A 21,665-nucleotide genomic window follows, 5' to 3' on the forward strand; every position below is an offset into this window, starting at 1 on the left:
TGTCGCTCAAAGTGGCCCCGGTTTTGAGAGAACGACATGCATGAAACAAAGACCTAAAGCGCGTCGCGTGAATCCGTTCAAATGCGATGCGCTTTAGACAATGGCCACAGAGCCCACCTCCGTGTGGGGGTGGGCTCTGTAATTTCAGCCTCTGCCTATCGAGGCCAGTCTCTACTTCTCGAGAAACGACGGCCCTTCGCCGACGATCTTTTTGTCTTCCTTGCCGATGGCGTCGAGATCGCGCCCATCATAGGGCAGTGACAACAGGATGCGCCGCATGACGGCCAGCCGCGAGCGTCGCTTGTCATTGGCCCGCACGATGATCCAGGGCGCGAACTGCTTGTGCGTGCGCTCGACCATCTGGTCGCGCGCCTTGGTGTAGTCGTCCCATTTGGTGATGCCGGCAATATCGATCGGCGAGAACTTCCAGTTCTTCAGCGGAGACCAGCGGCGGTCGTGAAACCGTTCGAGCTGGGTTTCGCGGCCGATGTTGAGCCAGAATTTGAAGAAATAGATGCCGTCGTTGGAGATCATCCGCTCGAAATGCGGCGTCTCGTCGAGGAATTTTGCATGCTGTTCCGGTGTGCAGAAGCCCATCACCGGCTCGACGCCGCCGCGGTTGTACCAGGACCGGTCGAAGGTGACGAATTCGCCCGATGTCGGGAAATGGGCGACGTAGCGCTGGTAGTACCATTGCCCGACTTCGGTTGGGGTCGGCTTGGTCAGCGCCACATTGCGCGCGGTTCGAGGATTGAGATACTGGCGCAGCACCGAGATGGTGCCGCCCTTGCCGGCGGCATCGCGCCCCTCGAACAGCGACATCAGTCTGCTGCCGGTCGCCTGCAGCCAGGCCTGCGCCTTGACCAGTTCGATCTGCAGCCGCTCCAGCGTCTCGTCATACTCCTCGGTCTTCATTTTCTTGTCGTAGGGGTAGTCGCCTGCGGTCAGTTTGTGGTCCTCGATCCAGCTGGGAAGCTCGGGGTTTTCGATGTCGAACTCCCGCTCCTTGCCGTCCACCTTGATCTTCAGCGGCCCCTCTGCCGGCTCTGCGGCGGGACTTTCCTTGGCTTTTTTCATCGAGACGAACCTTTCCAGCTTGCGGACTCATGCTATGGGGGGCCTCAAACCCGGTCCAGCGGAAGTTTCGGCGGGACCGGCGCAGAAGCACGGAAAGCACGAATGGCTGACACCGGCGCAGAGCGGACAACCACGGGGCAGGCCGTCGCCGGCCGGCTGTGGAACAGCCGATGGCTGCTTGCCGCCGGTGCGATCGCCATCATGGCCGTTTATGGTTTTGCCGGTATCTCCGCCTATGTCGTCCTGGCTGCGTTGACGGTGCTGCTGGCCGCCGCGCTTCTGCCAACCGGAGGCGCCAGCCGGTCTGCTGAGACCATTGCCACGATCGAGGCGAGCGGGCTGCAGCGGCTTTCCGGCGAATATCTTGCGGCTGCCGTTGCCGATCCGCTGATCATCTTCGACCGCACCGCCACCATCGTCCACGCCAATGCCGCCGCCTTTGCCGCCTTTGTCGGTATCGCGCCCGGCCTGTCGCTGTCGCTAAAATTCCGCGCGCCGGAAATGCAGGCCTTGCTCGACGGCGTGCTGTCGGGAACCGTCGCCTCCGATGCCGTCGACTACACCGAGAAGCTGCCGGTTGAACGGGCCTACCGGGTCAGCGCGTCCTCGGTCGGCCACGCCACCGATCTCTATGTGCTGGTATTCAAGGACCAGAGTGACACGCGCCGCATCGACCGCATGCGCGCTGACTTCATAGCCAATGCCAGCCACGAGTTGCGCACCCCGCTTGCTTCAATCTCGGGCTTCATCGAGACGTTGCGCGGCCCGGCCCGCAACGATCCGGCGGCGCGCGAGCAGTTCCTGCAGATCATGCAGAACCAGACCGGCCGCATGGCGCGCCTCATCGACGATCTCCTGTCGCTGTCGAGGCTTGAAATGAAGCCTTACCTGAGGCCGGGAACCGAGGTCGATCTGCGCCAGACCATCGACAGCGTCATCGATTCACTAGGCCCGCTCGCCAGCGAGAACGGCGTCGTCATCGAACGCGACTACGCCGAGGGGCCGCTCGACGTGCCCGGAGACCGCGACGAGCTGTTCCAGGTGTTCGAGAATCTCTTGGAAAACGCCTGCAAATACGGCCAGCCTGGCGGACGCGTCACGGTGTCGATCGCGCGGGGCGAGGCCGGCCCGGAACCGGGCATCGATGTAACCATCAGGGACTACGGCCCGGGCATCCCGGAAGAGCACATACCGCGCATTACCGAGCGCTTCTATCGCGTCGACGTGGAGAGCAGCCGCACGCAGAAAGGCACCGGTCTTGGCCTGTCCATCGTCAAGCATATTCTGACGCGCCACAACGCCCGGCTTTCGATCAAGTCGGAGGTTGGCAAGGGCGCGGCGTTCACGGTCCATTTGCCGGCAGGCTGAGGCGGTACTATCTGCTAACTGCCTGTTTCTTCTTTCTGTCATCCGGCTAGCGTATCAGCACAGGGGTCGAGGAAACGACTCAAAAGGCCAAAGATTTAAGGAAGGCATTTCGCCCATGCAGTCCGTACACATTGTCAGCGCCTATGACGAAGAGCTGAAATACCTGGCGAAGCGCATCGCTGCGATGGGCGGCCATGCCGAGCGCATGGTCGAGCAGGCGATCCAGGCGCTGGTCAATGCCGATCCCGGCCTCGCCCAGAAGGTCATTCGTGACGACATCGTGCTTGACGATGGCCAGCGCGAAATCGACGACAAAGCCATCGTCATCATCGCCAAGCGCCAGCCCATGGCGACGGATCTGCGCGAGATCGTCGGCACCATCCGCATTTCGGCCGACCTCGAACGGGTCGGTGACCTCGCCAAGAACGTCGCCAAGCGTGTGGTCAGCGTCATTGACGGCCGCCAGCCGACCAGCCTGTTTCGCGGCCTCGAGGCGCTTGCCGAACTCGCTTTGACCCAGCTCAAGGAAGTGCTCGACGTCTATGCCTCGCGCTCGGTCGAGAAAATAGGCTTCGTTCGCGACCGCGACGACCAGATCGACGCCATGTACACCTCGCTGTTTCGCGAGCTTTTGACCTACATGATGGAAGATCCGCGCAACATCACGCCGTGCACGCATCTGCTGTTTTGCGCCAAGAACATCGAGCGCATCGGCGACCACGCCACCAACATTGCCGAGACGATCTACTACATCGTCACCGGCGAGCAGTTGCCGGCCGAGCGTCCAAAGGGCGACAAGACCGACAAGATTGCCCTTCCGGCGCTGCCGGTGAAGTGATCGCGCGCCCCTCGAACGCTTAATCATATTGCGCTAAACTACCCGGATGTTAGCGTCTCGGTTCCTGGCCAAGGCCAGGCGCTCAGGAGGCTGCGATGGAATATGTCCGAGAGTTCAAGCCGGCGCCGGCATCGTCCGGCATCATCGCGTCGAGCGTCTACACCGCCGGCAAGCGCATCGCCGACATTCCGATCGAGGAAGCCGGTGAATGGGCCAAGAAGTCGGGCCATGTCGTCTGGATCGGGCTGCTCGAACCCGACCGCGAGCTTCTGCTGCGCGTCAAGGCGCAATTCCATTTGCATGAGCTGGCGATTGAAGACGCCGAACATCCGCACCAGCGGCCGAAGATCGAGCAATATGGCGATGCGCTGTTCATCGTTGCCCGCACTGCACAGCTGATCGACGGACGCGTCACCTTCGGCGAGACGCATCTGTTCGTCGGCTCAGGCTATATCGTCAGCGTCAGGCATGGTCCCTCGACCTCATACGCCGCCGTGCGCCAGCACTGGGAAAGCTGTCCGCACTCACTGGCCAAGGGCGAGGATTTCGTCCTCTACGCCATTCTCGACTTCATCGTCGACAACTACATGCCGGTGCTCGAGCAGATCGAGGACGAGGTCGAGGCGATCGAGGACAGGGTGCTGCTGAAGCCGATGACCGGTCCCGACATCGAGCGGCTCTATATGCTGCGCCGCGATCTGTTGCGCCTGCGCAATGCGGCGCTGCCGCTGGTCGAGGTCTGCCGCCGGCTGACCAGCGCCGACCTGCCGCAGATCCATACCGCCATGCATCCGCTGTTTCGCGATGTCACCGATCATATCCGCACCGTGCAGGAAAAGATCGACAGCCTGCGCGAGGTTCTGGCCTTCGCTTTCGAAGCCAGCCTGCTGGTCGGCCAGAGCCAGGAAACCGCGAACACCAAGAAGCTGGCCTCATGGGCCGCGATCCTGGCGGTGCCGACGGCGCTCGCCGGCATTTACGGCATGAATTTCGACGACATGCCGGAGCTGAAGATGCAATACGGCTATCCCGTCGTATTGGTCTCGATCGCGCTGATCTGCTCGTTTTTGTATTGGCGATTTCGGAAGAGTGGGTGGCTGTGATGGTAGGCAGTAGGCAGTAGGCAGTAGGCAGTAGGCAGTAGGCAGTAGGCAGAATAAGGTGGCGCCTCACGAGCGCTACCCCATTCCCTACTGCCCAGTCCCCAATCCCTATTCCTAACTACCGGCTTCTGCGCCGCTCTGAAGCCGGCTGGAACGCCACCCTTGCGTGGTACTTGCAGTAAGGTCCGGTTTCGGCCGCCTCGTTGCCGCAGAAGTTGAAGTCTTCCGACAGCGGGTCGCCATTCGGCCATTTGCAGGTGCGCTCGGTGAGATCGGTGAGCTGCAGATGCCGCGAGATCGGCACGACGACGTTTTCGACCGGGCGGATGTAGTGGCGCGCCACTGGCTCGGCGTCGAACTGCGCCTGCAGCGCGTTCGCCCCGATCGACGTCGTGACATGGCGCTGCGTGGTTGCGGCGCGCGGCACCGATTTCTGGATCGAAGATCCCTGCGTTGTCTTCTTCTGACGCGCCGGCGTTGCAGTCGAGCGTCCGCGGCCCGACAGCTTCAGCCGGTGCACCTTGCCGATGACCGCGTTGCGGCTGACCCCGCCGAGTTGGGCGGCGATCTGGCTTGCGCTCAAGCCCTCCGACCACAGTTTCCTGAGAAGTTCGACCCGCTCGTCAGTCCAGTTCATGAGACCGCGCTCCTGCTATGTGTGCGGCAGCCGGAATCCGTTCCCGACCCGGCAATCTTTGCCGGGGCAGACACCACATATATTAGGTGATTAGGTCCGCCGCACGAAATCTAGTTATTTCCCGACTACAATTACCTCATGTGTTGACTCGGTGACAAGAGTCCCAGGTGCAACACGAATCGGTTTTTTAGGTTTTCCCCAACTTGCCCGGTCGCTTATGAGCCGGCGTCTCGTCGGGAGCTGGCCACGCGCCTCTGCACGACGTTTTCGTTGACTTCATGGCCGAAAAACACGATAAGCCGCAAAGGCCGCCGCTTTGGCGGCTTTTTTGATTTTTCCGGTACCGGAGACGCATATAATGAGCGGTTCGGCGCTTTACGAGACCTTTGCCCGCGCCCCTTTGGCCTTCGATCATGGCGAAGGCACCTGGCTGGTTACCGACAAGGGCGAGCGATATCTCGATTTCGCTGGCGGCATCGCGGTCAATTCGCTGGGCCACAGCCATCCGCATCTGGTCTCGGCGCTGACCGAACAGGCGGCCAAGCTCTGGCACGTCTCCAATCTCTACGAGATCCCGGGGCAGGCCCGGCTCGGCGAGCGGCTGGCTGACGCCACCTTCGCCGACAAGGTGTTCTTCACCAATTCCGGCGCCGAGGCGCTCGAATGCGCGATCAAGACGGCGCGGCGCTACCAGTTCGTCAAGGGCCATCCCGAGCGCTTCCGGGTCATTACCTTCGAAGGCGCCTTCCACGGCCGCACGCTGGCGACCATCGCCGCCGGCGGCCAGTACAAATATCTCGAAGGTTTTGGGCCCAAGGTCGAAGGCTTCGACCAGGTCGGCTTCGACGACATCGACGCCGCCGAAAAGGCGATCACACCAGAGACCGCCGCGATCCTGATCGAACCGGTGCAAGGCGAGGGCGGCATCCGCCCGGTGCCGACGCAATCCTTGAAACGGCTGCGGCAGCTCTGCGACCAGCACGGCCTGCTGCTGATCTTCGATGAGGTCCAGTGCGGTATCGGTCGCACCGGAAAGCTGTTCGCGCATGAATGGACCGGCGTGACGCCCGACATCATGGCGATTGCCAAGGGCATTGGCGGCGGCTTTCCGATGGGCGCGTGCCTCGCCACCGACGACGCTGTCGTCGGCATGACGGCAGGCGTGCATGGCACCACTTTCGGCGGCAATCCGCTGGCCATGGCGGTCGGCAACGCTGTGCTCGACGTCGTGCTGGAAGACGGCTTCCTCGAAGACGTCCAGCGCAAGGCATTGCTGATGAAGCAGGGCCTGGCGGCGGTCGCCGACGAATTTCCTGATGTCATCGAAGGCATCAGGGGCAGCGGCCTGATGCTTGGCCTGAAATGCGCCATGCCCAACACCAAGGTCAACATGGCGCTGCGCGACCAGCATCTGCTGGCGGTGCCGGCAGGCGACAACGTCATTCGTCTGCTGCCGCCGCTGACCGTCACCGACGCCGAGATCGGCGAAGCGCTCGATCGCATCCGCGCCGGCGCCAAGGGCCTGACCGACGCCATCGCCGCGGCCGCCGCGAAGTAATCCCGAGAACCATTCCCGATGAGCCTTCGCCATTTCACCGATCTTTCCGCCGTTTCCGAAGGCGATCTGCGCCTGATGCTGGACGATGCGGTGGTGCGCAAGGCGCGCCTCAAGGCCGGCGAACGGACCAAACCGCTCGAAGGCAAGGTGCTGGCCATGATCTTCGACAAGCCGTCGACGCGCACGCGCGTGTCCTTCGACGTTGGCATGCGACAGCTCGGCGGCGAGACAATCATGCTGACCGGCACCGAAATGCAGCTCGGCCGCTCCGAGACCATTGCCGACACCGCCAAGGTGCTGTCGCGCTATGTCGACGCCATCATGATCCGCACCACGTCGCATGAGCGGCTGCTCGAGCTGACCGAGAATGCCACGATTCCGGTCATCAACGGGCTGACCGACGACACCCATCCCTGTCAGCTGATGGCCGACATCATGACCTTCGAGGAGCATCGCGGTCCGGTTGCCGGCAAGACCATCGCCTGGACCGGCGACGGCAACAACGTGCTGCATTCGCTGCTCGAGGCTTCGGCGCGGTTCCGCTTCAACCTGAACGTCGCAGTGCCGGAAGGCAGCGAGCCGGCGCAAAAGCATATCGACTGGTCGAAGAGCAATGGCGGCAAGCTGCACTTCACCCGCTCGCCCGAGGAAGCCGTCGACCAGGCCGACTGCATCGTCACCGACTGCTGGGTGTCGATGGGCCAGGAACACCGCGCCCGCGGCCATAATGTCTTCTCGCCCTATCAGGTCAATGCGGCGCTGATGGCCAGGGCCAAGCCCGACGCCCTGTTCATGCACTGCCTGCCGGCGCACCGCGGCGAGGAAGTGACCGACGAGGTCATCGACGGTCCGCATTCGGTGGTCTTCGACGAAGCCGAGAACCGGCTCCACGCCCAGAAGGCGGTTTTGGCCTGGTGTCTGGGCGCTTGATCTCCAGGCGCTTGATCTCCAAGCGCTTGATCCGGGGCGGCGCGATGCCTATTTGCGCCGCATCACGCAAATCAAGCGCGTTTGGACGCATGCACCCCTCCGGGCCGCATGGCCGCGCCCTGGAGCTTTGTCATGTTGGAAACGCATCAAGTGACTGAACATCACCCCAAACTCGGCGAGTTCGGCTATGCCGGCGACGATCATGTCGTACCCTTCGAGGTCGGCCCGCTCGACGTGCGCGGCCGCACCGTGCAACTCGGGCCGATGCTCGACGCCATCCTCAACCGTCACGACTATCCCGAGCCGGTCGCCCGCCTGCTGGCGGAAGCCTGTGTGCTGACGGTGCTGCTCGGCACCTCGCTCAAATTCGAAGGCAAGTTCATCCTGCAGACCCGCACCGACGGCCCGGTCGACATGCTGGTCGCGGATTTCTCCACGCCTTCGGCATTGCGCGCCTATGCGCGTTTCGACGCCGACCGGCTGGAGGCCCTGGTGGCCGCAGGCCAGACCTCGCAGCAGACGCTGCTGGGCAGCGGCGTTTTGGCGCTGACCATCGACCAAGGCGCGCACACGCAGCGCTATCAGGGCATCGTCCAGCTCGACGGCGAGACGCTGGAAGACGCCGCGCGCACCTATTTCCGCCAGTCGGAGCAGATCCCGACCGACCTCCGGCTGTCGGTGGCCAAGCTTCTGACGCCCGGCCCCGGCGGTGCGCGCGAGCAGTGGCGCGCCGGCGGTATCCTGGCGCAGTTCCTGCCGCAGTCACCCGAGCGCATGCGCGTGCCGGACATTTCGGGCGGCGACGGCGATCCGCGTGACGTGACGCAGGAGCCGGCCGACAATTCGTGGCGCGAGCTGGTGGCGCTGCTCGGCACCATCGAGCCGACCGAGCTGATCGACCCGACCATCGGCGCCGAGCGGCTGCTCTACAGGCTGTTCCACGAACATGGCGTGCGCGTCTTCGGCGGCGTGCCGGTCGCCGACCAATGTTCCTGCTCAAGGGACAAGATACGCGGCATCCTCGAGGGGTTTTCCGCGCAGGAGATCAAGGACAGCACCGAAGATGGCGGCATCCACGTCGCCTGCGAGTTCTGCTCGAAGCAGTACGACTTCGACCCGGCGGAGTTTGCAGCTCAGTAGCATCTCTTCCTTCTCCCCGTTCACGGGGAGAAGGTGCCCGAAGGGCGGATGAGGGGCAGCGCGAACTTTGGTGAATGGCCGCGCATAGCCTACGTCATGTGCGTGGAAGAAACCTCATGAGTCCGGCGGCGCCCCTCATTGCACTGCCGGGCATTTCTCCCCGTATAGAGATGGGGAGAAAACCCCTAATTCACCGTCCGTCGGGTCCCCGGCAGATCCAGCGAAAACGCGGGAATAGCGACGTCGAACGTCTCGCCCTTTTTGTTGCGCATGGTGTAGTGGCCGACCATGAAGCCGGAGGGCGTCGAGAGCGGGCAGCCTGACGTGTATTGATAGCTGTCGCCGGGATTGAGCTCAGGCTGGTCGCCGACCACGCCGGCGCCGCGCACTTCCTCGACCCGGCCGCTGCCGTCGGTGATGTGCCAGTAACGCGCCATAAGCTGCACGAAATCGTCCGACTGGTTGTCGATCGTCACCTGGTAGCCCCAGACATAACGGTTCTCCGCCGGGTCCGAGCGGTCCTCCAGGTAGAACGGTCTGACCTGCACTTCGATGTTGCGCGTGACGGCGCGGTACATGGGCTGCTCCGGTTGCGCAGCAGGGAACATTTGTCGCGCCATGCGGTTTGATACGCGCAGAGCGGCATGTCCTGCCAGCCTCAAAGCGCAGTGCCGACAAACAATGTCATTTAAGTGACACATGACAATGTTGGTGTGCGCAAACCTTGCCGGCGACTCAAGGCCCATCTGTCGACTGACAAAGCAGCCGCGAGCGGCCTTTCCGGAGTGACCAGATCTCGATGGAACTAGCTCTCACAGCCGCCTTCGCTTCCTCCGCTTTGCTTCTTTCCAATCTCGCCAGCATCCTGCTTGCTTCGTCGAAACTGCAAGCGCGTCGCCTTATCCCTCCGCCGTCCGGCGAGCAGCCACCGGTCTCGATCGTCGTGCCGTCGCGCGGCGTGGAGCCGTTCACACAAGAGACGCTGCAGCGAGCCTTCTCGCTCGACTGGCCGCGCTACGAACTGATCTTCTGCGTCGCTCACGCCGACGATCCCGTCGTCAAACTGATAAACAGGGCGATCGTCCTGTTTCCCAACGTGCCGGCCCGGCTGCTGATCGGCGACGACCGCGTCAGCAGCAACCCGAAGCTCAACAACTGCGTCAAGGGCTGGGAAGCGGCGCGCTATCATTGGGTTATTCTGGCGGATTCCAACGTGCTGATGCCAAGGGATTACGTCCAGCACCTGATGGCGGCCTGGCGGACCAATACCGGGCTTATCTGCTCGACGCCGATCGGCTCTCGGCCGGATGGCTTTTGGGCCGAGGTCGAATGCGCGTTCCTCAACACGCTGCAGGCGCGCTGGCAATATGCCGGCGAGGCGCTCGGTCTCGGCTTTGCCCAAGGCAAGAGCATGCTGTGGAACAAGCCGATGCTCGATACCAGTGGCGGTATCCGCGCGCTGGCCGCCGAGATCGCCGAGGATGCTGCTGCAACCAAGCTGGTCAACGGACTGGGCCTGCACGTCAATCTCGTTGCCTCGCCTTTCGAGCAACCACTGGGGCAGCGCCGACTTGCCGACATCTGGTCGCGCCAGGCGCGCTGGGCGCGGTTGCGCCGCGTCACCTTCCCGCTGTTTTTCGCACCCGAGATCCTGACCGGCGTCGCCGTGCCGTTGGCGTTGGCGCTGGTGGCGGCCGCAAGTGCCGGCATCAGCCTGCCGGCCACGGTGATGGCCGTGCTGACGGCGGCCTACATTCCCGAATGCGCGCTGGCCGCGGCCAAGGGCTGGCATCTGTCGCTGCGCATGGTCCCGGCGATGATGGTCCGCGACATGATGCTTCCCGCCATCTGGGCGCGCGGCTGGCTGAGCGGCGCCGTCGACTGGCGCGGCAACACCATGACCATCGGCACCAAGACGGCCGAACTGGAAGAGGTTTCGTCGGGAGCGTGACGCCTCGCGGCCTATCCGGCTGCCTTCAGCGCCTGCGCAACGTCCTCCAGCAGATCGTCCGTATCCTCAAGACCGACCGACAGCCTGAGCGTTCCCGGCCCGATGCCAAGCTCGGCGCGAGCTTCGTCGCTGAGGTTCTTGTGCGTGGTGGTCGCCGGATGGGTGATCAGGCTCTTGGCGTCGCCGAGATTGTTGGAGATCAGCACGATGTCGAGCGCGTTCTGCAAGGCGAAGGCCGCCTGCTTGCCGCCCTTGACGTCGAGGCAGATCAGCGTCGATCCGCCCGTCATCTGCTTCTTGACGATGTCGGCCTGCGGGTGGTCGGCGCGGCCGGGATAGATGACGCGGGCGATTTCCGGCCGTCCTGCCAGGAAATCCGCGATCTTGGCCGCGCTTTCCGTCTGCTGGCGCACCCGAACCGGCAGCGTCTCCAGGCCCTTGAGCAGCGTCCAGGCGTTGAACGGCGACAGGCTCGGGCCGGTGTGGCGGAAATAGTCGTGCAAATTCTCGTCGATCCATTTCTTGTCCGACAGGATGATGCCGCCGAGACAGCGTCCCTGGCCGTCAATGTGCTTGGTCGCGGAGTAGACGACGATATGGGCGCCGAGCTGCAAGGGCTTCTGCTGCAAGGGCGTGGCAAAGACATTGTCGACGATCAGCCTGGCGCCGTTCGAGGTGGCGAGCGCCGCCACCGCTGCGATGTCGACCACTTCCAGCGTCGGATTGGTCGGGCTTTCCAGGAAGAACAGTTTCGTGTTCGGCCGCACCGCCTTTTCCCAGTTGGCGATGTCGGTGCCGTCGACCAGCGTTGCCTCGATGCCATATTTCGGCGCCAGCGTCTCGACCACCCAGCGGCAGGAGCCGAACAGCGCGCGCGCCGCAACGATATGGTCGCCGGCCTTGGCGCTGCACAGCAGCGCTGCCGTCACCGCAGCCATGCCCGACGCCGTGGCGCGGGCATCTTCGGCACCCTCCAGCGCGCACATGCGCTTTTCGAACATGTCGACGGTAGGGTTGGCATAGCGCGAATAGATGAAGCCCGGCTCCTCGCCCTTGAAACGGGCCTCGGCAGCCTGCGCCGTCTCGTAGACATAGCCTTGAGTGAGATACATCGCTTCTGACGTCTCGCCGAACTGGGAACGCAGCGTTCCCCCGTGCACGAGTGCGGTCTGAGGCTTCCAGTTACGCTTCTTGGTGCTCATCGCTTTTGTTCCAGACACAAAAAAACCGGCCGCGAAAGTCGCAACCGGTCCATATGGCCTTGCGGCCTGACGGTCCTTTAGCGACTTGTTTAACGTGGCTGCAAGCCGACCGGCCAAATCACCACGGGATAACGACCCTTTAGACCTCACCTGCGCTTGCGTCAATTGCCGGCTTCATTAAGAGGTTTGTACCAGGCAGGTTCCGCAATAATATCCAGCGGTTTTGCGGCAAGAACCTGCCACAAAGAGACCGACCTTGGAGCGGAGCCAGCCTTTTGCGGCAGACAGGCATTCTTCCCGATCAGGACATTTCCGCGCTGTTTCAGTCCGGCGCGCTGAAGTCGCCGCGCGCGCTCGATGTCGACCAGGTGCAGCCGGCGAGCCTCGATCTCAGGCTCGGCGAGAAGGCTTTTCGCGTGCGCGCCTCCTTCCTGCCGGGTCCCGATCATCTGGTGGCCGACAAGCTTCACCGGCTGAAATTGCACGAATTCAGTCTCGCCGGGGGCGCGGTGCTGGAAACCGGCTGCGTCTACATCGTGCCGCTGCTCGAAAGCCTGGCGCTGCCCGCAAACGTGTCCGCCTCCGCCAACCCGAAGAGCTCGACCGGCCGGCTCGACATCTTCACCCGGGTGATGACCGATCGCGGCCATGAGTTCGACAAGATCGCCCCCGGCTATCACGGGCCGCTTTATCTCGAAGTCAGTCCACGCACCTTCCCGATCGTCGTACGCGCTGGATCGAGACTGTCGCAGATCCGCTTTCGCACCGGCAACGCGCTGTTGTCGGAGGCAGAGCTGAACGAATTGCACCGCGCCGAGATGCTGGTGGCGACCGAGCCGCCCAACATTTCCGGCGGCGGCATTGCGCTGTCGATCGATCTTGACGGCGACCAGAACGGCCTGGTCGGCTATCGCGGCAAGCATCACACCGGCTTGGTCGATGTCGACAAGCGCGCCGCCCAGGATGCCGTCGATTTCTGGGAGCCGCTCTATAAGAGCGGCGCCGGCGAACTGGTGCTCGACCCGGACGAGTTCTACATCCTGGTCAGCCGCGAAGCCGTGCACGTGCCGCCGCTCTACGCCGCCGAGATGACGCCCTTCGATCCGCTGGTTGGCGAATTCCGTGTTCACTATGCCGGCTTCTTCGATCCGGGCTTCGGCCATTCGGCCTCAGGCGGCACCGGCAGCCGGGCGGTGCTCGAAGTGCGCAGCCACGAAGTGCCGTTCATCCTCGACCACGGCCAGATCGTCGGCCGGCTGGTCTACGAACACATGCTGAAGCGGCCGCAGGCGCTTTACGGCACCGATCTCGGCTCGAATTACCAGGCGCAAGGCCTCAAGCTCTCCAAGCATTTCCGCCCCGCCGGCTGAACCTTCGATCACCGTCAGGCAAAATACTTGCCTGCGCTGCGTCACCATGCTTGGCTGCCTTTCGGTGGCCGGCAAGAGAACGGCGCGCAAGGGGAACCAAAATGCAGATTTCAAGATGGATCATATCGGCAGCGGGCGCTGCCATGCTGGTGATATCGGCCGGCTCGCTGGCTGAGGCGCAGGACAAATTGAAGATCGGCACCGAGGGCGCTTATCCGCCCTTCAACACCATCACCGCGGACGGCAAGATCGAGGGCTTCGACATCGACATTGCCAATGCGCTGTGTGCGCAGATGAAGGTCGAGTGCGAGATCGTCACCCAGGACTGGGACGGCATCATCCCGGCGCTGCAGGCGAAAAAGTTCGACGCCATCATCGCCTCGATGAGCATCACCGAGGAGCGCAAGAAACAGGTCGCCTTCACCAACAAATACTACACGACGCCGCTGGCGCTGGTGGCGCCCAAGGACAGCGACCTCACTTCCACCGAACCGGCAGCCCTTGCCGGCAAGACGGTGGGCGCGCAGGCCTCGACCACCCAGGCCGACTATGCGCAGGACGCCTATGGCAAGGCCGGCGCCGAGGCGAAACTCTACCCCACCCAGGAAGAGGCGATCACCGACTTGCAGAACGGCCGTCTCGACGCCGTCATCTCCGACAAATTCGTGCTGATGGACTGGCTGAAGAAGGCGAGCGAAGGCTGCTGCAAGCTTGTCGGCGACGTCAAGGGCACCGAGACGCAAGCCGGCATCGCTGTCCGCCTGGAGGACACGGCGCTGCGCGACAAGCTGAATGCGGCGATAGACGCCATCGTCGCCGACGGCACTTACAAGAAGATCCAGGCCAAGTATTTCGATTTCGATATTTATTGAGTCCCGTCCGCCGGCGTCAGCCGCGAAAGAGATACTCTTTCGCGGCGCCAAGGCAGGCATGAAAATGGCCGATAAACAGCAGTTCGCGTGCGGCCAAACGTTTCCTGCCCCAAAAGCCTTCGGTCAGTTTGACCTCGTCGAGCGAAGCGTTTGAGCCGCGCTTCAACGGGAACAACTGCTTGTCGAGGCAACCGAGGACATGGGCCTTGGCGGAGTCGATGCCGCAGACCTTGCCATTGTTGTTCAGCCTGTCGCTGCGAAGCGCTGATGTCATGTGATCCGTGTTGCGCATCAGAAAGCTCACCTGGGCTTTCGAATAGCCGGTTGCCAGAAGACGGCTCGTCATCGCCAAACGGGCTTCACGATAGGACTTCGGGCTGCACTGGCCGGCGCTAAAGGCCACCGACGGTTGGGTCAGGAACAGGGCCACGCCCGTGAACACAATGACAAGCCGCATTCCGTTCATTTCCGGCTCCCAAATTGTGATGCTGCCTCAAAGCGCCTTCACCGCCACCTTCACCGGCTGCTCAATCTCCAGCGGGTTGCGCAGTGGCAGGCCGAAATCCCCGGCCTCGATCTCGAACACGTCGCCAGCCTGAGTCTTGATGCCGTCGGCAAAGGACAGCGTCGCCGTGCCGAACATGTGCACATGCACGTCGCCCGGCTGGCGGAAGGCCGAATATTTGAAGTGGTGATGTTCGAGATTGGCGATTGTGTGCGACATGTTCGCTTCGCCCGACAGGAACGGCTTTTCCCACAGCAAATTGCTGTCGCGATAGATTCGCGATGAGCCCCTGACGTCGGCCGGCAGGTCGCCGATCAGGATTTCCGGCCCGAACGAGGCGTTGCGCAGTTTGGAATGTGCCAGGAACAGATAGTTCACCCGCTCGGTAACATGATCGGAAAACTCGTTCGACAGCGTGAAGCCGACGCGGAACGGCGCGCCGTCGTCGCCGATGACATAGATGCCGGCGATTTCCGGCTCCTCGCCGGCGTCCTGCGCGAAGGCCGGCGACATCAATGCGGCGCCCGGCGCCACCGCCATGGTGCCGTTGCCCTTGTAGAACCATTCCGGCTGCACGCCGGTCTGGCCCTTGGCCGGCTTGCCGCCTTCGAGCCCCATGCGGAACATCTTCATGGAATCGGTGAGCTGCTCCTCGCCGCCATCGCTGAGCTTCTTGTGCATGGAATCGCGTGTCGCCGCCGAGCCGAGATGGGTCAGGCCGGTGCCGGTCAGATGCAGATGCGCAGGATCGGGATGGTTGATCGGCGACACCAGCCGGCCCTTCTTGTAGACGGCGTCGAGGTCTATCGCTTCACCGAACCCCTTGCGCTCGATCAGCGCGGCGAGGCCCGTTCCGGTGCGCGCGGCTTCCATGGCCAGCGAATAGACGCTGCGGGCGCCGTTGATGATCCTGGTCTTGCCGCCGCCATTGCGGGCGACGACGCGGATGGTCTCGGCGTCGTCGAGGATCTGGGAGATTAGCATGATGAAATCCTCTCTCATGTGCCTTGGCCGGGTTGCCCCTTGGCAAACCTTGACCTGCGCGGCTCGGACCTCGCCGCGCCACGGGTTGAACTCTTCGTCCGGATTGCGCTCGCGAGCTCCATCCCTCGGGGGACTTCTTGTGCCGACAACTTGCCGGCTGCGCCGCGACCGTATGCCTCCTGCTTGCCTCGCCTGAAGCTTGTCAGGCCTTGTTCTTGTTGTAGACGTCGAAGATCACGGCGCCGAGCAGCACCAGGCCTTTGACCACCTGCTGCCAGTCGACATTGACGCCCATGATCGACATGCCGTTGTTCATCACGCCCATGATGAAGCCGCCGACGACTGCCCCGATGACCTGGCCGACGCCGCCCATCGCCGAGGCGCCGCCGATGAACACTGCGGCGATGACGTCGAGCTCCGAGCCGAGACCCGCCGCCGGCACCGCCTGGCCGAGACGAGCCGCGATGATCAGGCCGCCAAGCGCCGACAGCACGCCCATATTGATGAACACCATCAGCGTCAGCCGCTCGGTGTTGATGCCCGACAGCTGCGCCGCCTTGGGATTGCCGCCCATGGCGTAGATGCGCCTCCCGATGGTCATGCGCTTGGTGACGAAGACGAACAGCGTGATCAGCACGCCCATGACCAGCAGCACCACCGGCAGGCCGCGGTAGCTGGCAAACTCATAGACTAGGAACAGCGCCAGCGCGCTGGCGACCAGCGTCTTGACCACGAACAGGGTGAAGGGCTCGGCCTCATAACCATGGCGTTCTCGTTTGCGCCGGGTGCGGACCCCGAAATAGGCATAGGCGAGCACGGCGATCAGCCCCAGCACGACCGTCGTCATGTGCAGGGTCACGCCGCTGCCCATGATGGTCTTGCCGGCTGCGTTCACGACCGGCGGGACGAGCGTCAGTGGGCCGATCACATCCGGGATGAAGCCGGAACTGAGCATCTTGAAGTCGTCGGGAAGCGGACCCACCGACGAGCCGCCGCCAAGCAACGCCTGGCAAATGCCGCGGAAGATCAGCATTCCGGCCAGCGTGACAATGAAGCTCGGTATCCGGTGATAGGCGATCCAATACCCTTGCGCGGCGCCGATCAGGCCACCCGCGACCAGGCAGACGATCGAAACCACCAGGGGATTGCTCAGCGGTCCGAGTTGCCAGATGACCATCATGTTTGCCGCCAGCGCGCCAATGAAACCGGCGACCGATCCGACGCTGAGGTCGATATAGCCCGATACGATCACCAGCAGCATGCCCAGCGCCATCACGATGATGAAGGAGTTCTGCTGCACCAGATTGCTGAGATTGACCGGCTTGAACAACGTTCCCGACGTGGTGAACTGGAAGAACAGCATGATGACGATCAGCGCTATGATCAGCCCGTATTCGCGCAAATTCGTCGCCAGCGCCGAGACGGCGATGCGCGGGCGCTGTTCGTCGGCGACGTTTCCCTGCGGGGCGGGGGCGCTTTCGGTGCTCATGCTGCTTTTCCTTCTCCCCGGACGATGGCGCGCATTATCTTTTCCTGGCTTGCTTCCGCCGCCGGCATTTCGCCCACCATGCGCCCTTCGTTCATAACGTAGATGCGGTCGGTAATCCCCAGCAATTCCGGCATTTCCGACGAGATGACCACGATCGCCTTACCCTCCGAGGCAAGGCGCGCGATGATCGTGTAGATTTCATACTTGGCGCCGACATCGATGCCGCGTGTCGGCTCGTCGAGGATCAGCACGTCAGGGTCGGCAAACAACCATTTCGACAGCACCACCTTCTGCTGGTTGCCGCCGGAAAGATTACCGGTCATCTGATAGACGCTGGACGCTCGGATATTGGTCTTCTTGCGATAGTCGTTGGCGACCGCAAGTTCGCGCATGTCGTCGATCACGCTGTGGCGCGACACGCCGTCGAGATTGGCCAGCGTAATGTTATGCTTGATATGGTCGATGAGGTTGAGGCCGTAGGTCTTGCGGTCCTCGGTGACATAGGCGATGCCGTGTTGGACCGCCTTGCTTACCGAGGAGACATCGACCGGCTTGCCCTTGAGCAGCACTTCGCCGGTGATGCGGCGGCCATAAGAGCGGCCGAACAGGCTCATGGCGAATTCGGTGCGGCCGGCGCCCATCAGCCCGGCGATGCCGACCACCTCGCCCTTGCGCACATTGATGTCGATGCCCTTGATCACCTGCCGCTCGGCATGGAGCGGGTGATAGACCGACCAGTTTTTCACCTCGAACACGACTTCGCCGATCTTGGGCTCGCGCGGCGGATAGCGGTCGTCGAGCGAACGGCCGACCATCGAGGTGATGATGCGGTCTTCGGAGATATCCTTCTTGGCCAGCGTCTCGATGGTGCGCCCGTCACGGATGACGGTTACCTTGTCGGCGACCCGGTTGATCTCGTTGAGCTTGTGCGAGATCAGGATCGAGGTCATGCCTTGTCGCTTGAATTCGAGCAGAAGATCGAGCAGCGCCTGGCTGTCTTTCTCGCTGAGCGACGCGGTCGGCTCGTCGAGGATCAAAAGCTTGACGTCCTTGCTCAGCGCCTTGGCGATCTCGACCAGCTGCTGCTTGCCGACGCCGATATTGGTGATCAGTGTCTTGGGGTCCTCCTTGAGGCCCACCTTCTTCAACAGGGCAGCGGTGCGCGCCTCGTTGGCATCCCAGTCGATGACGCCGTATCGGGCGTTTTCGTTGCCGAGGAAGATATTTTCGGTGATCGACAGCATCGGCACCAGCGCTAGCTCCTGGTGGATGATGACGATGCCCTTGTGTTCGCTGTCATGGATACCTTTGAACTGGCATTCCTGACCCTGAAAAATGATCTGGCCGTCATAGGTGCCGGCGGGATAGACGCCCGACAGGACCTTCATCAGCGTCGACTTGCCGGCGCCGTTCTCGCCAACCACGGCGTGGATCTCGCCTTCTTCGACGCTGAGGTTGACGTTCGACAGCGCCTTCACGCCGGGGAACGTCTTGGTGATGTCGCGCATCTCCAAAATCGTCGTCATCAGGGCAAGCTCCTCCTGTTGCATGTCGCTCCAAAGTGCTTGCGGTTTGAGACAACGACATGCACGCAAACTAAGTCCGGTAGAAACAATACCGGGGTCGCTTGTGAACGGACAGGGGTCCTGCGTCGCGCAGGACCCCTGTCTTTATAAACGGATTACTTCAGTTCGTCGGCCTTGATGTAGCCGGAGTCGACGACCAGTGCCTGGTAGTTCGACTTGTCGACCTCATGCGGCGTCAAAAGGATCGAGGGGACGACCTTGACGTCGTTGTTGTAGGTCTTTTCATCGAGGCCGTCCGGCTTGCCGCCCGAGAGCACCTTGTCGACGAGTTCGACGGTGGCCTTGGCCAGTTCGCGGGTGTCCTTGAACACGGTCGAGTATTGCTCGCCCGTGATGATCAGCTTGACCGAAGCAGTCTCGGCGTCCTGGCCGGTCACGATCGGCCACGGCTGGGCGTCGGTGCCGTAACCCACGGCGCGCAGCGAAGCGGTGATGCCGCGCGACAGGCCGTCATAGGGCGAAAGAACGCCATCGACGCGGCTGCCGTCCGAGTAGTTGGCCGACAGCAGGTTGTCCATGCGCGCCTGGGCGGTGGCGGCGAGCCAGCGCAGCGTGCCGACCTTGTCCATGCCGGTCTGGCCGGACTTGATCTTGATCGAGCCGTCATCGATCAGCGGCTGCAGCACCGAGATTGCGCCGTTGTAGAAGAAGAATGCGTTGTTGTCGTCCGGCGAGCCGCCGAACAGTTCGACGTTCCACGGCTTGGTGTTCGGGAAGCGCTCCTTGAGACCCTTGACCAGCGAGTTCGCCTGGATCACGCCGACGCCGAAATTGTCGAAGGTGGTGTAGTAATCGACATTGGCGGTCTTCTTGATCAGGCGGTCATAGGCGACGACGACGACGCCGGCGTCGGCGGCCTTCTGCAGCGCGTCCGAAAGGGTGGTGCCGTCGATCGAAGCGATGATCAGCGCCTTCGGGCCTTTGGTGATTTCGTTTTCCAGCTGGCTGAGCTGGTTGGGGATGTCGTCCTGCGCGTACTGCAGGTCGACCGTGTAGCCGAGAGCTTCGAGCTGGGACTTGACGGCATCGCCGTCATTGATCCAGCGCTGCGAGGTCTTGGTCGGCATCAGCACGCCGACAAGACCCTTGTCGGCTGCGTGCGCCGAGTAGGTCATGGCAGCGATGCCAAGGGCCGCGACGGCGGCCAGTGTCTTGATGATTTTCACGTAAAACTCTCCCTGGTTGATGGACGCGACACCTCGGGGCTTCGCGGGCCGCGCAGTCGGGCGGATGCGCCAAAGCGCCGCCGCCGTCATAATCGATCTCCGGTATCCTCCCAATCGGCCCTCAGTCTTGATTTAAATCGATACGATTTTGCTCGTCATCGACCGTCAAGTCTTGAGGACGCGCGAAAGTGTGACCCTTTGCCATAACTGTCAAATGCGATCTTCGGTGGTTGCTATACCAAAACCGGTATATGACTAGACCGGGCTGGAACAGTGGCGGAAGCGGGAAAAGGCATGGCGGCTTTACGAGGTCCTCAGGGAATTTCAAGCGGTTACGATGAATTGCCGGGCGATGGCGAGACACTTCTGCGCAGTGGCTTGAGCCTGCGTCACATGCGCATGATCGCAGCGCTGGACGATCACGGTCGGGTGAGCGCGGCCGCCCAGGTGATGAACATCTCGCAGCCGGCGGCCTCGCGCATGATTTCCGAGATGGAAGCGGTGCTTGAGGTCAAGCTGTGCGAAAGGCTGCCGCGCGGCATCACGCTCACCCCTTACGGCAAGGCGCTGGCGCGGCGCGCGCGCTCGATCCTGCTCGAAATGCGCGAGGCCGACCGCGAAATATCGGAGCTCAAGGCCGGCAAGGGCGGCTCGGTGTTCCTTGGCGCGGTGACGGCGCCGGCGATCGAACTGGCGGTCCCGGCGATCCGCGAGATACGCCGCCTTTATCCGCGCATCGAGATTACCATGCAGGTCGAGACGTCGAATGTGCTGGCGCGCGAACTGATCGCCACGCGCCATGATTTCATCATCGCCCGTGTCCCCGAAGACCTCAATCCGCGCCTGTTCGAATCGCGCGTCATCGGCGTCGAGAAGGCCTGCCTGATCGTGCGCCGAGGCCACCCGCTGAGCAACGGCCATCCTCTAAACAATGGGAAGGCGGTGAGGCTGGAGGACACCGCCGCCTTTGACTGGGTGTTCCAGTCGGGCGGGTCGCCGCTGCGCCAGGCGATGGAGAGCAATTTCCTGAACCGCAACATCGCCCTGCCGGACCGCATCCTCAACACCTCGTCGCTGCTGCTCACACTGGTCATGGTGGCGCAGTCCGACGCCATCGCCCCGGTGTCGATCCAGGTGGCAAAATTCATCCAGAACCCCGACGGTCTCGCCGGCGCCATCGATGTCGTCCAGACCGAGTTCGACATCGAGGTCCGCCCCTACAGCCTGATCACGGTGAAGAACCGCGTGCTGTCGCCGGCAGCCAAGATGCTGCACGATTTTATCTTGCGGGAAGTGGGATAGGAACTGGAGCGGGTAGAGGGAATCGAACCCTCGCGTTCAGCTTGGGAAGCTGACAAGCTACCATTACATCATACCCGCGTCGGCCTCTCGATATCATGACGGGCGTGCTTCGGGCAATCGCCCTTGGACAGCTGTTCGGAAACGGCTGTTGGAAACCCGACCGATTGCGCCGTCCGCCCGCCTTGATGCGGGCGCAGCAAGTGCGTATTCGTGGGTTTGTACCCCGAATCCGGGCACACCAATCTGGAGGCAGGCCCCTTGTCCACAGTGACGCGCTTTCTCGGTGACTCGCCCGTCAGGGTGATCGTCAAGCTGCTGGTCGTGTCGTTCCTGGTCGGCCTGGTCATGAATGCGTTCGGCTGGACGCCGATGGACGTCTTCTACCGCATCCAGGGTTTCTTCATCGATCTTTGGAACCTCGGCTTCAACGCGGTCTATCGCTTCTTGGGCTATATCCTGCTCGGCGCCGCGATCGTCGTGCCGGTGTTCATCCTGCTCAGGCTCGCGAACTACCGGAAGTGAAGCGGACCACGATCCCGAAAAGTGGAAACCGGTTTTCGGAAAAGATTGTGCTCAAACCAAAGGCC

The 21,665-nt window shown here is 62.5% G+C and carries 20 protein-coding genes, 1 tRNA gene and 1 riboswitch; of the genes, 11 read left to right on the forward strand and 10 right to left on the reverse strand.

Going from position 1 to position 21,665, the window contains the following annotated elements:
• Window positions 1-171: 171 nt before the first annotated feature.
• Window positions 172-1,077 (reverse strand): polyphosphate kinase 2, encoded by a 906-nt coding sequence (gene ppk2 / locus NLY36_RS19810; protein WP_023711408.1) that lies wholly within the window; start codon window positions 1,075-1,077, stop codon window positions 172-174.
• 102 nt (window positions 1,078-1,179) lie between these two features.
• On the opposite strand from ppk2, the gene NLY36_RS19815 reads away from it, so the two are divergent.
• The 3 genes from NLY36_RS19815 to NLY36_RS19825 all read left to right on the forward strand — a co-directional run bounded on the left by NLY36_RS19815 (window position 1,180) and on the right by NLY36_RS19825 (window position 4,386).
• Window positions 1,180-2,445: an ATP-binding protein gene (locus NLY36_RS19815; protein WP_023696694.1), complete on the forward strand. Its 1,266-nt coding sequence runs from the start codon at window positions 1,180-1,182 to the stop codon at window positions 2,443-2,445.
• Between the two features lie 115 nt (window positions 2,446-2,560).
• Window positions 2,561-3,283 carry a phosphate signaling complex protein PhoU gene (phoU, locus tag NLY36_RS19820; RefSeq protein WP_023736130.1) on the forward strand — a complete coding sequence of 241 codons (723 nt, stop codon included), beginning with the start codon at window positions 2,561-2,563 and terminating at the stop codon, window positions 3,281-3,283.
• A 95-nt stretch (window positions 3,284-3,378) separates the two neighbouring features.
• Window positions 3,379-4,386 (forward strand): magnesium and cobalt transport protein CorA, encoded by a 1,008-nt coding sequence (locus NLY36_RS19825; protein ID WP_023669626.1) that lies wholly within the window; start codon window positions 3,379-3,381, stop codon window positions 4,384-4,386.
• 118 nt (window positions 4,387-4,504) lie between these two features.
• Here NLY36_RS19825 and NLY36_RS19830 read toward each other — a convergent pair whose 3' ends face one another.
• Entirely contained in the window at window positions 4,505-5,023 is a 519-nt protein-coding gene (locus NLY36_RS19830) for a GcrA family cell cycle regulator (RefSeq protein ID WP_023669627.1), read from the reverse strand.
• A 358-nt stretch (window positions 5,024-5,381) separates the two neighbouring features.
• On the opposite strand from NLY36_RS19830, the gene NLY36_RS19835 reads away from it, so the two are divergent.
• The 3 genes from NLY36_RS19835 to NLY36_RS19845 all read left to right on the forward strand — a co-directional run bounded on the left by NLY36_RS19835 (window position 5,382) and on the right by NLY36_RS19845 (window position 8,651).
• Window positions 5,382-6,581 (forward strand): aspartate aminotransferase family protein, encoded by a 1,200-nt coding sequence (locus NLY36_RS19835; RefSeq protein ID WP_023681950.1) that lies wholly within the window; start codon window positions 5,382-5,384, stop codon window positions 6,579-6,581.
• Window positions 6,582-6,599: 18 nt separating this feature from the next.
• Entirely contained in the window at window positions 6,600-7,511 is a 912-nt protein-coding gene (gene argF, locus NLY36_RS19840) for an ornithine carbamoyltransferase (RefSeq protein ID WP_023669629.1), read from the forward strand.
• Window positions 7,512-7,619: 108 nt separating this feature from the next.
• Window positions 7,620-8,651 carry an Hsp33 family molecular chaperone gene (locus tag NLY36_RS19845; RefSeq protein ID WP_027049368.1) on the forward strand — a complete coding sequence of 344 codons (1,032 nt, stop codon included), beginning with the start codon at window positions 7,620-7,622 and terminating at the stop codon, window positions 8,649-8,651.
• Window positions 8,652-8,836: 185 nt separating this feature from the next.
• Here the strand turns inward: NLY36_RS19845 and apaG are convergent, their stop codons facing one another.
• Window positions 8,837-9,229 (reverse strand): Co2+/Mg2+ efflux facilitator ApaG/CorD, encoded by a 393-nt coding sequence (gene apaG, locus NLY36_RS19850; RefSeq protein ID WP_023669631.1) that lies wholly within the window; start codon window positions 9,227-9,229, stop codon window positions 8,837-8,839.
• A 221-nt stretch (window positions 9,230-9,450) separates the two neighbouring features.
• Here apaG and NLY36_RS19855 point away from each other — a divergent pair, with 221 nt between their 5' ends.
• Window positions 9,451-10,602: a ceramide glucosyltransferase gene (locus tag NLY36_RS19855; protein WP_023736129.1), complete on the forward strand. Its 1,152-nt coding sequence runs from the start codon at window positions 9,451-9,453 to the stop codon at window positions 10,600-10,602.
• Between the two features lie 11 nt (window positions 10,603-10,613).
• Here the strand turns inward: NLY36_RS19855 and NLY36_RS19860 are convergent, their stop codons facing one another.
• A complete protein-coding gene (locus NLY36_RS19860; RefSeq protein WP_023736128.1) occupies window positions 10,614-11,804 on the reverse strand; it encodes an O-succinylhomoserine sulfhydrylase in 1,191 nt (396 codons plus the stop codon).
• A 57-nt stretch (window positions 11,805-11,861) separates the two neighbouring features.
• Window positions 11,862-11,939: riboswitch (SAM riboswitch) on the reverse strand.
• A 140-nt stretch (window positions 11,940-12,079) separates the two neighbouring features.
• Here NLY36_RS19860 and NLY36_RS19865 point away from each other — a divergent pair.
• Window positions 12,080-13,174, forward strand: coding sequence for a 2'-deoxycytidine 5'-triphosphate deaminase (locus NLY36_RS19865; protein WP_023736127.1), 1,095 nt, complete (start codon window positions 12,080-12,082; stop codon window positions 13,172-13,174).
• Window positions 13,175-13,275: 101 nt separating this feature from the next.
• Window positions 13,276-14,046 carry an ABC transporter substrate-binding protein gene (locus NLY36_RS19870; protein WP_023736126.1) on the forward strand — a complete coding sequence of 257 codons (771 nt, stop codon included), beginning with the start codon at window positions 13,276-13,278 and terminating at the stop codon, window positions 14,044-14,046.
• 16 nt (window positions 14,047-14,062) lie between these two features.
• Here NLY36_RS19870 and NLY36_RS19875 read toward each other — a convergent pair whose 3' ends face one another.
• The 5 genes from NLY36_RS19875 to chvE all read right to left on the reverse strand — a co-directional run bounded on the left by NLY36_RS19875 (window position 14,063) and on the right by chvE (window position 19,776).
• Window positions 14,063-14,512 carry a hypothetical protein gene (locus tag NLY36_RS19875; RefSeq protein WP_155923575.1) on the reverse strand — a complete coding sequence of 150 codons (450 nt, stop codon included), beginning with the start codon at window positions 14,510-14,512 and terminating at the stop codon, window positions 14,063-14,065.
• Between the two features lie 27 nt (window positions 14,513-14,539).
• Window positions 14,540-15,535, reverse strand: coding sequence for an AraD1 family protein (gene araD1, locus NLY36_RS19880; RefSeq protein WP_023669636.1), 996 nt, complete (start codon window positions 15,533-15,535; stop codon window positions 14,540-14,542).
• A gap of 202 nt (window positions 15,536-15,737) precedes the next feature.
• On the reverse strand, window positions 15,738-17,024 hold the full coding sequence (gene mmsB, locus NLY36_RS19885; protein WP_023669637.1) for a multiple monosaccharide ABC transporter permease: 1,287 nt from the start codon (window positions 17,022-17,024) through the stop codon (window positions 15,738-15,740).
• Complete coding sequence (gene mmsA, locus NLY36_RS19890) at window positions 17,021-18,553, reverse strand: multiple monosaccharide ABC transporter ATP-binding protein (protein ID WP_027049369.1); 1,533 nt, start codon at window positions 18,551-18,553, stop codon at window positions 17,021-17,023. The genes mmsB and mmsA overlap by 4 nt, the downstream gene beginning before the upstream one ends.
• A 152-nt stretch (window positions 18,554-18,705) precedes the next feature.
• Window positions 18,706-19,776, reverse strand: a complete 1,071-nt coding sequence (chvE, locus tag NLY36_RS19895) for a multiple monosaccharide ABC transporter substrate-binding protein (RefSeq protein WP_023681943.1) — start codon at window positions 19,774-19,776, stop codon at window positions 18,706-18,708.
• 294 nt (window positions 19,777-20,070) lie between these two features.
• On the opposite strand from chvE, the gene NLY36_RS19900 reads away from it, so the two are divergent.
• Window positions 20,071-21,078, forward strand: a complete 1,008-nt coding sequence (locus NLY36_RS19900) for a LysR family transcriptional regulator (RefSeq protein WP_023681942.1) — start codon at window positions 20,071-20,073, stop codon at window positions 21,076-21,078.
• Between the two features lie 4 nt (window positions 21,079-21,082).
• Here the strand turns inward: NLY36_RS19900 and NLY36_RS19905 are convergent.
• A tRNA-Gly gene (locus tag NLY36_RS19905) sits at window positions 21,083-21,156 on the reverse strand.
• Between the two features lie 180 nt (window positions 21,157-21,336).
• On the opposite strand from NLY36_RS19905, the gene NLY36_RS19910 reads away from it, so the two are divergent.
• Complete coding sequence (locus NLY36_RS19910) at window positions 21,337-21,600, forward strand: DUF6460 domain-containing protein (protein WP_023696688.1); 264 nt, start codon at window positions 21,337-21,339, stop codon at window positions 21,598-21,600.
• Window positions 21,601-21,665: the final 65 nt, after the last annotated feature.

The organism is Mesorhizobium sp. C399B (assembly GCF_030323185.1).
GTDB lineage: Bacteria > Pseudomonadota > Alphaproteobacteria > Rhizobiales > Rhizobiaceae > Mesorhizobium.